A 14,750-nucleotide genomic window follows, 5' to 3' on the forward strand; every position below is an offset into this window, starting at 1 on the left:
ATTTTCCATTCAACTCAGTCTGTTATGATGATGTAAACGGACTCGGTACCTTCAGTTTCCATCGACAGAAGGTGACGCTTGATGCAAACACACCGGGTTCGTTTGAGCTGACATTTCGCGGGAAGGGAGGATGGGAGCGCGCTTCCGCCGTCTGACCCGCACCTGCCAAGGAGAACTGCTTATGAGCCCGACCAATATTGTGCTGTTGCTGGAAGGCAAGGATTACGAGCAGGAGACACTGGCCAAGGCGAGCCGTCTGGCACAAGGGCTGGGCGCCAACCTGACCTTGTTGCACCTGACCCACAGCAGCAAGACCCGTCGCAATAGTCTGTCCCTGTCACAAGAGGAGCGCAGCGCCCAGGGTACCCTGGATGCCAAGGCGATCATCAGTGAACTCATCACCCAGCTGTCTCATCCGGTGGATTACCAGTGTCTGGTGGTGGATGACGTGGTGCCGGATCTCCAGCACTGGCTGGCCGCCCACCCCGCCGATCTCTTGCTGGTCGGCAGCCGTCATCACTGGATGGAGGGCTCGCTGGCCCGCCTGCTCCTCTACAAACTGCCCCTCGATATCCAGATCTGCCACGAGCCTCACGCCGCCTTGCTCAAAGCCGTCGGTTGATGCCACAAGACCCGCTCCCTGAGCGGGTCTTCTTGTTTCTGACGCCCGCCGTCATCCTCCCCCAGCTTGGCCTCCTCCAGTGCGTCACCGCCAGAACCACACGATTTCTTACACATTGCTCGCTTCTTTTTGAGGGCCATTTGCTGCACGATATGGCCCTTGCACGCCTTCGCTCGTTTCGTTCAGGTGATAAATGAAAGCTCTTCGAAAACCCGGCAAGCTCGCCCTGCTCGCCCTTGTGCTGATCCCTCTCGTCACCTGGCTGGCCTGGCCAGGCAACACACCGGACCCGGTACTGACCGCAACGGTAACCCGCCAGGATGTGGAGCAGACGGTGCTCGCCAGTGGCGTACTGCAGGCAATCGAGCAGGTGGATGTGGGGGCCCAGGTCTCGGGTCAGGTCACCTATCTCGCGGTGGAAGCGGGTCAACAGGTCAAACAAGGAGAGCTGCTGGCGGAGATCGATCCCCTGATCGCCCAGAACAACCTCAAGACCGCCGAAGCGGAGCTGGCCAGCCGCCGCGCCCAGCTCAAGATCAAGCAGGCACAGCTCAAACAGAACGAGCTTGCCTGGCGCCGCCAGCAGCAGATGTTTCGGCAGGAAGCGAGCTCTCGTGCGGATCTGGAGAGCGCCGAAGCCCAGCTTGCCGTCACCCGGGCCGAGCTGCAAAGCGCCCAGGCCGACATCGACAACGCCATCATCAAGGTGGAGCGCGCCAAGACGGAGCTCGGCTACAACCGCATTCAGGCCCCCATGGATGGTACCGTCGTCTCCATCGTCACCCGGCAGGGGCAGACCCTGGCCGCCAGCCAGACGGTACCGACCCTGCTCAAGCTCGCCAATCTCGACACCATGACGGTCAAGGCCCAGATCTCCGAAGCGGACGTCACCCGTGTCAAGGCGGGCATGCCGGTCTATTTCACCCTGATAGGGGATCCGGATACTCGCTACCACGGTACCCTGCGCACGGTCGAGCTGGCCCCCACCAACATCAATGAGCAGACGGCCAGCACCACGGCCACCAGCAATGCGGCCATCTACTACTATGCCCTGTTCGATGTGCCCAACCCCGGCCATCAGTTGAGGGTCGCCATGACGACCCAGGTCACCATCGTGCTCGGCGAGCGCAAGCAGGTACTGGCCATTCCCCAGACCGCCCTCGGCAAGAAGACTGGCGACAACGAGTACGAGGTCAGCCTGCTCAAGGAGGGGGATCAGAGAGAGACCCGCCGCATCAAGACCGGCATGAAGGATGACATCAAGATTGAGGTGGTGAGCGGCCTGACCGAGCATGAGAAGGTGATCCTGGAGCAGGGCAAGCCGGCCCTGCACGATGAAGGGGAGATGGAGCCGTGAGCGAGCCCCTGATCCGTCTCAAGGGCATCGAGCGGCGCTACCAGAGCGGAGAGCACGAAGTGACCGTGCTGCACCCGCTGGATCTCGCCATCGATGCCGGGGAGATGGTGGCCATCGTCGGCGCCTCCGGCTCCGGCAAATCGACCCTGATGAACCTGCTGGGCTGCCTCGATCGCCCGAGCGGCGGCCAGTATCTGTTTCGCGGCCAGGATACCGCGACCTTGGATGCCCTCTCCCTGGCACGGCTGCGCTGCCACCACTTCGGCTTCATCTTCCAGCGCTATCACCTGCTGCCCCATCTGGATGCGGCCGCCAACGTGGAGATCCCCGCCATTTATGCCGGCACTGCCCGCCTTGATCGCCAGGCCCGAGCCCGCACCTTGTTGACCCGCCTGGGACTGCAGGATCGCAGCCACCACAGACCCGGCCAGCTCTCCGGCGGTCAGCAGCAGCGGGTCAGTATTGCCCGGGCGCTCGCCAACGGCGGCGAGGTGATCCTGGCGGACGAACCCACCGGCGCTCTCGACAGCCAAAGCGGCAAGGAGGTGATGGCCATCCTCAAGGAGCTGCACGCCCAGGGCCACACCATCATTCTGGTGACCCACGACATGGCGGTGGCAAGCCATGCGGATCGCATCATCACCCTGCGTGACGGGCGGGTGGTGGAGGACAGCGGCCATCGGGCGACCGATGACAACGCAGCCTCCCCATCCGGGGCGCCAGCCCACCCGCTGCCAGGTGACGGCAGCCAGCTGGCCGCTCCCTCTGTCGGGCAAGATGCACAGGGCACAGGCGCCGCCGTCCGCACCGCAAGCCGGGGCTGGGATCGCTACCGGGAGGCGGGGCGCATGGCCCTGCACGCCATGCTGGCCCATCGCATGCGCACCTTCCTCACCATGCTCGGCATCATCATCGGCATCGCCGCCGTGGTCAGCGTGGTGGCGCTGGGTCAGGGGGCGCGCGCCAAGGTGATCGACGACATCAACGCCATGGGCACCAACACCATCGACATCTTCCCCGGCAAGGACTGGGGAGACGAGAAGGCCGCCAGCATCCAGACCCTGAACGAGCGGGATCTCGACGCGCTGCTCGGCCAGCCCTATCTGGAGGGGGCCAGCCCCCAGATTGCGACATCCGGCCAGCTTCGCTATCGCAACAAAACCAGCAGCGGCAGCGTGATCGGGGTCGGCAACGACTTTTTCCGGGTCAAGGGGATGACGCTCACCCAGGGGCGCCTGCTCGATGAGCGGGACATTCGCAACCGGACGGCAGTCGCCGTGGTGGATGGCAAGACCATAGAGAGCCTGCTCGGCAAGGTGGACCCGGTCGGCCAGGTGGTGCTGGTCGGCACCCTGCCGGTGCGCATCGTGGGGGTGGTCACCCAGGAGACCGGCTTTGGCCGCAGCAGCCAGTCGGTCAATGTCTGGCTCCCCTACAGCGCCGTCATGAGCCGTCTCCTCTCCCAGCAGCACTTCACCCAGATCACCATCCGGGTCAAGGACGGCGTCCAGCCCGCCCTGGCCGAGCAGGCGGCAGTCGCCCTGCTGACCCAGCGCCACGGCGTGAAGGACTTCTTCACCTTCAGCAGCGACAGCATCGTCAAATCGGTGGAGAAGACCACCGCCACCCTGACACTGCTGGTCTCCGCCATCGCGGTGATCTCCCTCATCGTCGGCGGCGTCGGAGTGATGAACATCATGCTGGTCTCGGTGGTGGAGCGTACCCGGGAGATAGGGATCCGCATCGCCGTCGGCGCCCGCCAGTCCGACATATTGCAACAGTTCCTCATCGAGGCGGTGATGGTCAGCCTGCTGGGGGGGCTGCTCGGTATCGGCCTCGCCCTGCTCATCGGCGCTCTCTTCTCCCTGCTCGTGGAAAGCTTCCAGATGCGCTTCTCGCTTTTCTCCATCCTGATGGCCTTCGGGTGCTCCTCCCTCATCGGGATCCTGTTTGGTTACCTGCCCGCCCGCAATGCGGCCAGGCTCGATCCGGTGGAGGCACTGGCGAGGGAATGATGATGCACAACCTATCAAGGCTCGGGCTAAGCCTGATGCTCACCGCCAGCCTCGGTGCCTGCAGCCAGCAGAGCACCTATCACAGACCCGATCTCGACGTGGCGCCAGCATGGCAGCAGGAGAGCCGGGGTCTCACCGTGCAGCAGGCAGGCCCCTGGTGGCAGGGATTCCAGGATCCTGCGCTCGATCGCCTGGTCGAGGCGGTGCTGGCCGCCAACCCGGACATGCGGGTGGCCGGGCTCAAGCTCAAGAATGCCCTGCTCGGCGCCGACCTGGCTGACACCAACCTCACCCCCTCGGTCAGCGCCAATCTCGGGGCCAGCGGCACCAAGAACATGAAAGATGGCAGCGCCAGCAGCAACCTGGGCCCCTCCCTCAACCTCAGCTACGAGGTGGATCTCTGGGGCAGACTGGCCGCGGCAAGGGATCAGGCGAGCTGGGAGGCACAAGCCAGCGAACAGGATCTGGCCGCCACCCGGTTGCTGCTCATCGGCAAGACCCTGGAGCAATACTGGCAACTGGCCTACCTCGGCTCGGCCATTACCCTGGGCACCCAGCAACTGGCCAATCTGGAGCGCATTGAACGCCTGACCCGCGCCAAATACGAGGCGGGCGCCGTGACCCGACTCGATCTGGTACAGGCCAGCCAGCAGAAGGCAGGCAAGCAGGCGGAGCTCGCCACCCTCACCCAGCAGCGGGCACAGGCGGGCAATGCTCTTCGCCTGCTGCTGGGCCGCAGCAGCGGGCCGCTCGCTGACGCTCCCGACGCCCTGATCATGGGCCCGATCCCGTCCCTGGCGGCCGGCATTCCCGCCGATGTGCTGGCCCGGCGGCCCGATGTGCGCGCCGCCGAACTCAGGCTGCGCAAGACCCTTGCGAGGGGAGACGAGATCCGCACCGGCTTTTATCCCACCCTGAGCCTGACCGGCGGTGCCAGCACCACCTCGGATACCCTGACCCAGGTGCTGCAAAATCCAGTCGGCACCCTGGGCGCCACGCTGGCGCTCCCTTTCCTCGAGTACAACAAGACCCGGCTCTCCATCGCCAGCGCCGACATCGACTACCAGATTGCCGAAACCGAATTTCGCAAGCAGCTCTATACCGCGCTGCTGGAAGTGGAGGATGGCCTGGCCGCCCGTCAGCAAGGGGATCAGCGGCTGCGCTATCTGGAGCAGCAGAGGGCCTATGCCCGGGAGGCCGAGAGGCTGGCAGGCGCCCGTTTCCTGGCCGGAGCCACCGGGGTGCAACCCTGGCTGGATGAGCAGAACCGCCTGTGGGATGCCGAGCTCGCCCTGCTGGCACAGCAGCAGGCCCAGCTCAACAACATGGCAGGCATCTATCGGGCGCTGGGGGGAAGCGATCGAACCTGACCCAGGCAGAGAGTGTGGGATCGCGATGGACATCCCGAGGAGGTCAATCGCGACCCATTCTGCCCACAAACCAATTGATAATAGTTTTCATTTCATCAAGAATGGGCGCCATCATCAGCCAGGAGTATGCCCATGTCTCAACCCGCCCCGGCCAATCGCCCCCGCCTGCTCACCGTCAAGCATGTTCAGGATGTGAGCCCGCATCTGCGCCGAATCTGCCTGACCAGCCCCGAGCTTGTGGACTACCCCTTCAGCTGTGGCGGTGCTCATGTCAAGATCATGCTGCCCCGACCGGGTCAGCGCGAGATAGTGTTGCCCACCCCCACCGACAAGGGGCCTCGCTGGCTCGATCCCGCCCAGAAACCCGTCATTCGCACCTTCACCATACGCGCGTTTCGCCGGGAGGCGCTGGAGCTCGACATCGACTTCGCCCTGCACGGCGAGGCCGGCCCCGCCAGTCGTTTCGCCCTGCACGCCAAACCGGGTGACAGGCTCGCCATCTCGGGCCCGGGCGGTCCCGACCCCATGCTGCAAACGGCCGAGCACTATTACATGGCGGGGGATCTCACCGCCCTGCCCGCCATCAGCGCCATGGTGGAAGTGATGCCAGCCCATGCCCGCGGCCATATCGCCCTGCTGGTCCCCCATCAGGACGACGTGCAGGATCTGTCGCTGCCGGCCGGCGTCGACCTGCGCTGGTTCGTGGGCAATCCGGAGCAGGCCGCGACTCTGGTGGCGCATTTCACCGCCCAGCCTATGGTCGCCGAGGGGAGCTATTTCTGGTTTGGCGGGGAAGAGAGCTTGGTCGTGCCGCTGCGCCGCCACGTCAGACGCGCCCTGGATGCCGAGCGCCAGCGGGTCTACGCAGTCCCCTACTGGCGCAGCGGCAAGGATGAAGACGCCTACCATCAGGACAGGCACGCCGTGATGGACAGCTGATCCCCTCTTTATCTTGTGACTGGCGGGCTTCTTCCCTCGGGGAAGCGGCCTGCTTTTGCTGCGGTTCCCCCGCCATCGTTCTCTCTCCCCCCATCTTCGCCTGGCGATTTCATTGCACTTGCATTTGAGACAAACACCAAGATAATGACAATCATTCTCAACAACTGCGATGAGCCGTGAATCTGTCTGCTCCCAACAGGATGCCGCATACGGGTTCCCCATCGCACACATGCACAGCAAGGTAACTCCAGATGGCAGTTTTGAATTCGGTCATGCGCGCCTTCGCCATAGAGGCGCTACCCACCCCTGCCGAGCTGCTGGCGCAGCACCCCTGTCCGGCCGACATGGCCCGGCACATCGACAACCAGCGCCATCAGGCACGCCGGATCCTGGCAGGTGAAGACGATCGCCTGCTGGTCGTGATTGGCCCCTGCTCCATCCATGATCCCGTCGCGGCCCTGGACTATGCCGGACGGCTGGCACGACTCGCCACCGCCTATGAAGACAGCCTTCAGATAGTCATGCGCGCCTATTTTGAAAAGCCGCGCACCACGGTGGGCTGGAAGGGGCTGGTCTTCGATCCGCACCTGGACGGCAGCAACGACATCAATCGGGGATTGCATCTGGCACGCCAGGTGCTGCTCGACATCAATGGACTGGGGCTCGCCACCGCCACCGAATTCCTCGACACCACCAGCTTTCTCTATCTCGCCGATCTCGTCAGCTGGGGCGCCATCGGGGCACGCACCACGGAGTCTCAGGTCCACCGGCAATTGGCCTCCGCACTGCCCTGCCCCGTGGGATTCAAGAACGGTACGGACGGCAATATCCGGGTCGCCATCGATGCCATCCAGGCCAGTACCGCCTCCCATCTCTTCACCGCCCCCGGCAGCCAGGGCGGCATGGTAGTGATCAAGAGCGAAGGCAATCCCGACGGCCATATCATTCTGCGTGGCGGCACCCTGCCCAACTACCACCAGAGCGATGTGGCGGAGGCAGCAGACCGCCTCACCCGCCAGGGACTCCCCCCTCGCCTGATGGTGGATTGCAGCCATGGCAACAGCCAGAAGCTGCACACGAACCAGCTGAAGGTCGCCAAAGAGCTCTGTCGCCAGCTGAGCGAAGGGAGCCAAGCCGTCGCCGCCGTCATGGTCGAGAGCTTCTTGCTGGGAGGAAACCAGAAACCGGCTCCTCTGGGTGAACTGCAATACGGTCTGTCAGTGACCGATGCCTGCCTCTGCTGGGAAGAGAGTGAACACCTGCTTGCCATGCTGGCAGAGGCGGTCCAGGCCCGTCGCCGCACCCGGAGAAAATACACACACGCCGTTCAGTCTGAACTCGGACAACCCGTCATCTAGCATTCGGTTTATTTGTTTGCCACCAATCCGTGTCTGCCTCATCCGCACATTGTCCGGCATCGTGCGGATATATTGCAGAAGAGCGGTGTCAAACAGACCATAAATAGAGGGGATAAATTAATAGGCGGTGGGCGTCATGCATCAGCATGAAAAAGAGACGGGCCGCTCAGGCATACAGATGAGGATCCACCGCCGCTATTTCATTCTGTCACAGCAGGTATCCATGATCACTTCTCGCAAGGGACGAAGAAACACGGGCTGTATGAGTCCTCAGTGCGTATAAGTGGCGAAGTGGCATGGAAGATGATGCGCCAACTTTATTGGGCACATGATGGTTATGGCTATTCCAGACGAGGCTCTCCAATTAACCGGAGTAACCTGCGCAATTGGGTTTTACTGCGACATCATCTGAACCCTGAAAATAATAATGCCGCCCTGCAGGCGGCATTATCGAAAACCGGATCCGGCGATCAGATCAGGAAATCGTTCAGATCCTTGCCCAGCGCAACTTGCTCGGCGATGGCCTTGGGCATACGACCCTGACCGGTCCAGGTCTTCTCCTGACCGTCTTCCTGGTACTTGTATTTCGCAGGACGGGGAGCACGCTTGCTCTTGGTGGTGCCCGCCGCAGCCGGAGCCGCCACGCTGCCGATCAGCTCACGGGGATCGATACCAGCCTGTTGCAGCATTTCGGTGAATTCATTCAGTTTGCGCTGACGCTCTTCCTGTTCGGCACGTTCCTGTTCAACGGACTCGGCACGCTCGTTATATACCAGGTCAAACTTTTCTTTCGCTTCTTGCAGTTGCTCAAACGGCAGTTCACGAATGGCAGCGCGCAAGCTGCGAATGTTCAGCAGAACCTTCAGAAACTCGTTCATTACTTCCTCACAGAATTATTTTTGTATGTCACAGGGATAACACGATTTGAGAATAGCATGCCCATTGGATAACAACATAATGTTTTTATACCATCCGGCAAAGCGCTGACACCATATGGACATTATTCACCGTGGTTAATTCCCTGCCTGATACTTATTGGGAATACTCTCACAGACTTTATTTCCTATTTTCCCCGGTTAATCTCAGGCTCACCTCATCCGTTGCACACGGTGTTATCTCTTACCCGCGTCGCTCTGCGCCAGGTCATTTAGCAGCAGTGCCGGCACTTATTGTACAAATAGTGCGCTCATGGCCATGACCTTCGCGGACAATAAACCAGGTCCCGTTTCAGGATGCCCCTTGCGCCTGATCCTGTATCCAGCGGATGAATGCCTGGATCTTGGGACACTGGCGATGAGGGAGGGTCGCCAGGTAATAACGCGGCTCGCAGCGCACCGCCATATCCGGGAAGGGCATCACCAGCGCTCCGCTCGCCAGCGCCTGGCTTGCCAGCTGCCTGCGCCCCATGGCGACACCGGCGTGGTGGGTGGCGGCAAGGATCGCCAGATCCGCTCGATCAAATCCCATGTGTGACGAGCAGGCCTCCAGGGAGAGATGCCAGTGGCTCCCCCAGGTGCGCCACTCGTCGCTGTCGGTGTCCAGGCCCCAGGCCTGCCTGTCATGGAGCAGGCGGCACTGCTGCAGATTCCCCACCTCCCCCATCAGACCGTGGTCGCTGGCGTATTGCGGGCTGCACACCGGCACCATGTATTCATCCATCAGGGGGTGGATGGCCAGGCCCGTCGGGGTTCTGGCATCGAAGTTGAGGGTCAGATCGATGCCGTAGCCGTGCAGGTTTATGTGCTCGTTGCCCGTCAGCAGGTTGAGCTCGATGTGAGGATGCAGACGGGAAAAATCGGCGAGCCTTGGCACCAGCCAGCACTGGGCGATGGAGGGGCGCGAGTGCAGCGTCAGGGAGCCCGACAGCGCCTGCTCCCTGATCTCCAGCACCTCCTGATTGATGAACTCCAGGGAGGAGGTGAGCGCCCAGAAGATGCGCTGCCCCTCCGTGGTCAAGGCTACCTTGCGGTGAAAGCGCTGGAACAGCAAAAACCCGAGTGCCTCTTCCAGGGCCGAGATGCGGTGGCTCACCGCGCTTGGGCTCAAGGAGAGCTCGTCGGCGGCGAGCGCAAAGGAGCCGTGGCGGGCCGCCGCCTCGAAGGTGTGGAGCCTGGCGAGCTGATGACTGCTGAGCAGCTTGCTCCTCACCCCCGGGTGCTCATCGCGTTGCATGGTTGGGCCTCCCTCTCTTTTATCTGGCGGATGATACCAGAAGGGCGAGGTTTGCATTCACCAGGAAGACTCAACTCACCCGTATTCGAAGAGACAGCAGGGTAGATGACCATTTGCATCAACTGGGCTCATCCAAGCGACGCGTTTTATCATTTGTCACGGCAACGCTGGTGCCATTCAATGGGATGATTCCGTCACCACCCCGAGAGGCTTTCATGACACACACCGACATTGCCGGGCTCATCACCCGCTTTCCCCTGCTCGAGCCGCTGATCGCCCTCACCCCTGTGACCTGGTTCAATCCGGGGGCCACCTCCCTCGCGGAAGGATTGCCCCATGTGGGGCTCACCCGGCACGATGTGGCCACCGCCTCCGCCCGGCTCGCCCGCTTCGCCCCCTACCTGTGCGAGGCCTTCCCCGAAACCCGCGCCAGCCACGGCATCATCGAGTCCGGGATCGCCGCCATCCCGACCCTGCAGGGGACCCTCAATGCGCGCTACGGCGTCAAACTCACCGGCAGGTTGCTGCTCAAACAAGACAGCCACCTGCCCATCTCCGGCTCCATCAAGGCGCGCGGCGGCATCCACGAGGTGCTGGCCCATGCCGAACACCTGGCCATCCAGGCTGGGCTGCTGCGCGAGACGGATGACTATCGCACGCTGTTCTCGGACGAGTTCCGCCACTTCTTCAGCCAGTACAGCATCGCGGTGGGGTCGACCGGCAACCTCGGCCTCTCCATCGGCATCATGAGCGCCCGCCTCGGCTTTCGCGTCACCGTCCACATGTCCGCCGATGCGCGGGAGTGGAAAAAGAAAAAGTTGCGCGAACATGGCGCCATCGTGGTGGAATACGCCGAGGATTACGGGGTGGCGGTGGAGCAGGGACGCAAGGAGGCCGAGCGCGACCCCAACTGTTTCTTCATCGACGACGAGCACTCCCGCACCCTGTTCCTCGGCTACGCGGTGGCCGGTGAGCGGGTGAAAAAGCAGTTCGACGAGATGGGCATCAGGGTGGACGCCGACCATCCGCTCTTCGTCTACCTGCCTTGCGGCGTCGGCGGTGGCCCCGGCGGAGTGGCCTTTGGTCTCAAGCTGGCGTTCGGGGACAACGTGCACTGCCTGTTCGCCGAACCTACCCACTCCCCCTGCATGCTGCTCGGGGTCCACACCGGGTTGCACGATGCCATTGCGGTGCAAGACCTTGGCATCGACAACCTCACCGCCGCCGACGGCCTCGCGGTGGGACGCGCCTCCGGTTTTGTCGGCCGCGCCATGGAACGCCTGCTTGCGGGCTTCTACACCCTGAGCGATCAGGAGATGTACGACCTGCTGGGGCTCCTGGCCCGGGATGAAGAGATCCGGCTCGAGCCCTCGGCACTGGCGGGCATGGCAGGCCCCTGGCGAGTGGCCGCCAACCTTGAGTGGCAGAGTGGGCAGGGACTGGATGCAGCCAAGATGGCCGGTGCCACCCACCTGGTGTGGGCCACCGGCGGCGGCATGGTGCCCGCCGAGGAGATGGAAAAATACCTGGCCTGCGCCCGGATCTGATCTTTTTTTCGCCCCCGTGACCCGCCGACCTGGCGGGTTTTTCTGCTGCGAGATCAGCAAGATGGCACCTCAGCCCTCGCCCCCATGACACAGACGGCCAGACTGCTGGACAGCCTGATTTGGCATCCAGCCCCACCGACTGGTTATTTTGTGATACGATAGAGACCGTTTTTTGACATCTGCGCCCCGTTGTCCCCTTTTTCCGGTGAGATAACCACCGGTTCCGGCGACCAACACCTGCCGGGCGCAGCACAACATGTGCCCAGTTCGAATCGCTCCTGCGCGACCTTGACGCCTGGAGCACTCCCCTCTGGGCACCTTAGATAAGGAGATCGGGCGATGAAACAATATCAAAGCTGGTTGGGACAATATCTGATGAGCCGCCGTGACGGAGACCACGCCATGGCATCCGAGCTCGCCAGCTCCATCTGCGAATTCTGGCAGGCCCGTGGAGATGAGGCCGAGACCAGCAAATGGCAGCAGATCTACGAGCAGCACGTGGAAAAAACCACCTGACGACCTGCTCTCCTCCATAAAAAAACCGGCGCTCATGGCGCCGGTTTTGCATTTCAACGACCCGGATCACATCTGGTCGATCATGTCCTGGGCGAACTGGGAGCAGGAACGCAGGGTGGCCCCTTCCATCAGACGCTCGAAGTCATAGGTGACGGTCTTGTTGGCGATGGCCGCTTCCATCCCCTTGACGATGAGGTCAGCCGCCTCGGTCCAGCCCAGGTGGCGCAGCATCATCTCGGCAGAGAGGATGAGGGAGCCCGGGTTGACCTTGTCCTGGCCAGCGTATTTCGGCGCGGTGCCGTGGGTGGCTTCGAACAGGGCAACGCCGTCGCCGATGTTGGCGCCCGGCGCGATGCCGATGCCGCCGACCTGGGCCGCCAGCGCGTCAGAGATGTAGTCGCCGTTGAGGTTCATACAGGCGATGACGTCATACTCGGCCGGGCGCAGCAGGATCTGTTGCAGGAAGGCATCGGCGATGACGTCCTTGACGACGATGGTCTTGCCGGTTTTCGGGTTCTTGAAGGAGCACCAGGGGCCGCCGTCGATGAGCTGGGCATCGTACTCTTTCTGGGCCAGGGCATAGCCCCAATCCTTGAAGGCACCTTCGGTGAACTTCATGATGTTGCCCTTGTGCACCAGGGTCACGGAGTCGCGATCGTTGTCGATGGCGTACTCGATGGCGGCACGGACCAGACGCTCGGTACCGGCCTTGGACATGGGCTTGATGCCGATGCCGCAGGACTCGGGGAAGCGAATTTTCTTCACGCCCATCTCGTTTTGCAGGAAAGCGATCACCTTCTTGGCTTCATCGCTGTCTGCCTTCCACTCGATGCCGGCGTAGATGTCTTCGGCGTTCTCGCGGAAGATCACCATGTCGGTCAGCTCGGGGTGCTTGACCGGGCTCGGGGTCCCTTCGTAGTAACGGACCGGGCGCAGGCAGACGTAGAGGTCCAGCTCCTGGCGCAGGGCCACGTTGAGGGAGCGAATACCGCCGCCGACCGGGGTGGTCAGCGGGCCCTTGATGGCCACGCAGTATTCACGAATGAAATCCAGGGTTTCGGCCGGCAGCCAGGCACCTTCGCCATAGACATGAGTCGATTTCTCGCCGGTATAGATCTCCATCCAGGCGATCTTGCGCTCGCCTTTGTAGGCTTTCTCGACCGCAGCATTCACCACATTCAACATGGCCGGGGTCACGTCCACACCGATACCATCCCCTTCGATAAACGGAATGATGGGATTGTGGGGAACCTGCAGCTTGCCGCTGGCATCGACTGTGATTTTCTGGCCCTGGGTCGGGATAACTACTTTGCTTTCCATCGGCATCTCCTAACTTCCGTTTGTTATCAATCTGATCGTTGCGCGCGGCCATCTTAAGCCCATCCATTTGCATAATCAAATAGCGGGCGTGCATGTCAGACCATAGTCGGGGAGTGGATCACAGTGCGCCTGAGGATCCCCTACTCCCTCGCTGCCCTCTGGTCCTGACGAGGCGCAGGCCCCGTCCATCCGGGCCTCTTCCTCTAGTGATGACAGCGTCTTCCTGCCCTCGCCGCCCCGAAGGCGCCATTCCCCCAAATCCCGTTCGCCTTTACATCGTCCTAACCCCTTTGGCGAGGCAAGGCGCGCCGGGGGACAGGCAGCCGGATCCGGACTAGGCTCTTTGCCAGTGATCGGGGCGCCCGGGGCGTGGCCGATCATGAAGAGAGCACGACAACAAGGAGAACACCATGTTTATCGTCACCAACCGGATGGTCAACGAGCAGGGCAAAACCCCCAGCGAGATCTTTGGCGAAAAACCCGCAGAGGGCCCCAACGAACTGCGCCTCGCCGAGGCCCGGCGTCAGGGCAAACAGTGGCAGCTGGACCTGCTGCCGGATCAGATCACCGCCGAGATGGCCGCCAGCGTCGGCCTTGACCCCGACCTCCCCCACCCGGCCAGCGCCTATGTGGCGCGCAAGCTGCTGGAGCGCTGCGCCGGGACCGGCAGCACGGCCAAGCAGAAGCTCAAGACCGGCAAACACCTGCTGCTGTTCGTACACGGCTTCAACAACGATCTTGACGATGTGCTGGAACGGGCCGCGGGGCTCGAGGCCCGGTACGGCGTCGAGGTGCTCTGCTTCAGCTGGCCCGCCAATGGCGGCGGCGCCCGGGGCGTGCTGAGCTACAAGAGCGACAAGCGCGATGCCCTGGCCTCGGCCGGTGCCCTTGACCGGGTGCTGGAGAAGATGAAGGGGCTGCTCGACGAGTTCAACGGCCAGTATGTGACGCAGCTGGAAGAGAAGGCCCAGAAGAAGTTCGCCGACAACGGCGAGGCCTGGGATCGCTACTTTGCCAAGGAGGTGAACAAGCGCTGCCCCTTCACCATCAACCTGCTGCTGCACAGCATGGGCAACTACCTGTTCAAGCACCTGCTGGGCAGCACGACCTACCACGCCAACCAGCTGCTGTTCGACAACATCATCATGGCCGCCGCCGACACCAACAACGAGCTTCACGCCCAGTGGGTCGACCGCATCCAGTGTCGCAACCGCCTCTACATCACCATCAATGAGCGCGATGGTGCCCTGATGGCATCGCGCATGAAGATGGGGGAGCAGCAAAAGGCGAGGCTCGGCCACTACACCCGGCGGCTGGACGCCAGAACGGCCACCTATGTGGACGTGACCAATCAGCCCCATGTGGGGGACTCTCACGCCTACTTCGAAGGGGATGCCCTCGCCAACGAGAAGGTGCTGCGCTTCTTCCACACCGTCTTCAACGGCGGCACCGGCGAGAGCGCGGAGCTGTTCGATGCGGCCCAGAACCTCTATCGCCTCTAGCCACTGCGCAAAAAAACCACCGCCCCGAACAG

Annotated in this window: 12 protein-coding genes; 9 read left to right on the top strand and 3 right to left on the bottom strand. The window is 62.4% G+C overall.

Going from position 1 to position 14,750, the window contains the following annotated elements; translation table 11 throughout:
* Positions 1-181: 181 nt before the first annotated feature.
* From BGO64_RS20070 to BGO64_RS20095, 6 genes are all read left to right on the top strand, one after another.
* The gene (locus BGO64_RS20070) at positions 182-622 is read left to right on the top strand and encodes a universal stress protein (protein ID WP_010673640.1); all 441 of its coding nucleotides are present in this window, start codon (positions 182-184) and stop codon (positions 620-622) included.
* Positions 623-815: 193 nt separating this feature from the next.
* Complete coding sequence (locus BGO64_RS20075) at positions 816-1,979, top strand: efflux RND transporter periplasmic adaptor subunit (protein ID WP_216986813.1); 1,164 nt, start codon at positions 816-818, stop codon at positions 1,977-1,979.
* Positions 1,976-3,994 (top strand): MacB family efflux pump subunit, encoded by a 2,019-nt coding sequence (locus BGO64_RS20080; protein WP_286701255.1) that lies wholly within the window; start codon positions 1,976-1,978, stop codon positions 3,992-3,994. The genes BGO64_RS20075 and BGO64_RS20080 overlap by 4 nt, the downstream gene beginning before the upstream one ends.
* Complete coding sequence (locus tag BGO64_RS20085) at positions 3,991-5,364, top strand: efflux transporter outer membrane subunit (protein ID WP_124244882.1); 1,374 nt, start codon at positions 3,991-3,993, stop codon at positions 5,362-5,364. Before BGO64_RS20080 ends, BGO64_RS20085 begins: the two co-directional genes overlap by 4 nt.
* A gap of 132 nt (positions 5,365-5,496) precedes the next feature.
* Positions 5,497-6,303, top strand: coding sequence for a siderophore-interacting protein (locus BGO64_RS20090; RefSeq protein ID WP_124244881.1), 807 nt, complete (start codon positions 5,497-5,499; stop codon positions 6,301-6,303).
* A 251-nt stretch (positions 6,304-6,554) separates the two neighbouring features.
* Positions 6,555-7,661 carry a 3-deoxy-7-phosphoheptulonate synthase gene (locus BGO64_RS20095; protein ID WP_045524002.1) on the top strand — a complete coding sequence of 369 codons (1,107 nt, stop codon included), beginning with the start codon at positions 6,555-6,557 and terminating at the stop codon, positions 7,659-7,661.
* 470 nt (positions 7,662-8,131) lie between these two features.
* Here BGO64_RS20095 and BGO64_RS20100 read toward each other — a convergent pair whose 3' ends face one another.
* Together BGO64_RS20100 and dsdC are read right to left on the bottom strand one after the other, a co-directional pair.
* Positions 8,132-8,539 (bottom strand): H-NS family histone-like protein, encoded by a 408-nt coding sequence (locus tag BGO64_RS20100; RefSeq protein WP_010673634.1) that lies wholly within the window; start codon positions 8,537-8,539, stop codon positions 8,132-8,134.
* Positions 8,540-8,888: 349 nt separating this feature from the next.
* Positions 8,889-9,833: a DNA-binding transcriptional regulator DsdC gene (gene dsdC / locus BGO64_RS20105; protein ID WP_052814981.1), complete on the bottom strand. Its 945-nt coding sequence runs from the start codon at positions 9,831-9,833 to the stop codon at positions 8,889-8,891.
* 215 nt (positions 9,834-10,048) lie between these two features.
* Here dsdC and dsdA point away from each other — a divergent pair, with 215 nt between their 5' ends.
* On the top strand, positions 10,049-11,380 hold the full coding sequence (gene dsdA / locus BGO64_RS20110) for a D-serine ammonia-lyase (RefSeq protein ID WP_286701256.1): 1,332 nt from the start codon (positions 10,049-10,051) through the stop codon (positions 11,378-11,380).
* Between the two features lie 339 nt (positions 11,381-11,719).
* Complete coding sequence (locus BGO64_RS20115; RefSeq protein WP_010673631.1) at positions 11,720-11,896, top strand: hypothetical protein; 177 nt, start codon at positions 11,720-11,722, stop codon at positions 11,894-11,896.
* A 66-nt stretch (positions 11,897-11,962) separates the two neighbouring features.
* Here the strand turns inward: BGO64_RS20115 and icd are convergent, their stop codons facing one another.
* Positions 11,963-13,216, bottom strand: a complete 1,254-nt coding sequence (gene icd, locus BGO64_RS20120) for an NADP-dependent isocitrate dehydrogenase (protein WP_010673630.1) — start codon at positions 13,214-13,216, stop codon at positions 11,963-11,965.
* 410 nt (positions 13,217-13,626) lie between these two features.
* Between icd and BGO64_RS20125 the strand changes: the two genes are divergently transcribed.
* Complete coding sequence (locus tag BGO64_RS20125; protein WP_039039248.1) at positions 13,627-14,718, top strand: alpha/beta hydrolase; 1,092 nt, start codon at positions 13,627-13,629, stop codon at positions 14,716-14,718.
* Positions 14,719-14,750: the final 32 nt, after the last annotated feature.

It is taken from the genome of Aeromonas sp. 62-46 (assembly GCF_001898585.1).
Classification (GTDB): domain Bacteria; phylum Pseudomonadota; class Gammaproteobacteria; order Enterobacterales; family Aeromonadaceae; genus Aeromonas; species Aeromonas caviae.

What these genes read in the sequence shown, in the direction of transcription:
- BGO64_RS20070 (WP_010673640.1), top strand. Translation starts at nt 182, where the DNA reads ATGAGCCCGACCAATATTGTGCTGTTGCTGGAAGGCAAGGATTACGAG.
- BGO64_RS20075 (WP_216986813.1), top strand. Translation starts at nt 816, where the DNA reads ATGAAAGCTCTTCGAAAACCCGGCAAGCTCGCCCTGCTCGCCCTTGTG.
- BGO64_RS20085 (WP_124244882.1), top strand. Translation starts at nt 3,991, where the DNA reads ATGATGATGCACAACCTATCAAGGCTCGGGCTAAGCCTGATGCTCACC.
- BGO64_RS20090 (WP_124244881.1), top strand. Translation starts at nt 5,497, where the DNA reads ATGTCTCAACCCGCCCCGGCCAATCGCCCCCGCCTGCTCACCGTCAAG.
- BGO64_RS20095 (WP_045524002.1), top strand. Translation starts at nt 6,555, where the DNA reads ATGGCAGTTTTGAATTCGGTCATGCGCGCCTTCGCCATAGAGGCGCTA.
- BGO64_RS20100 (WP_010673634.1), bottom strand. Translation starts at nt 8,539, where the DNA reads ATGAACGAGTTTCTGAAGGTTCTGCTGAACATTCGCAGCTTGCGCGCT.
- dsdC (WP_052814981.1), bottom strand. Translation starts at nt 9,833, where the DNA reads ATGCAACGCGATGAGCACCCGGGGGTGAGGAGCAAGCTGCTCAGCAGT.
- dsdA (WP_286701256.1), top strand. Translation starts at nt 10,049, where the DNA reads ATGACACACACCGACATTGCCGGGCTCATCACCCGCTTTCCCCTGCTC.
- BGO64_RS20115 (WP_010673631.1), top strand. Translation starts at nt 11,720, where the DNA reads ATGAAACAATATCAAAGCTGGTTGGGACAATATCTGATGAGCCGCCGT.
- icd (WP_010673630.1), bottom strand. Translation starts at nt 13,216, where the DNA reads ATGGAAAGCAAAGTAGTTATCCCGACCCAGGGCCAGAAAATCACAGTC.
- BGO64_RS20125 (WP_039039248.1), top strand. Translation starts at nt 13,627, where the DNA reads ATGTTTATCGTCACCAACCGGATGGTCAACGAGCAGGGCAAAACCCCC.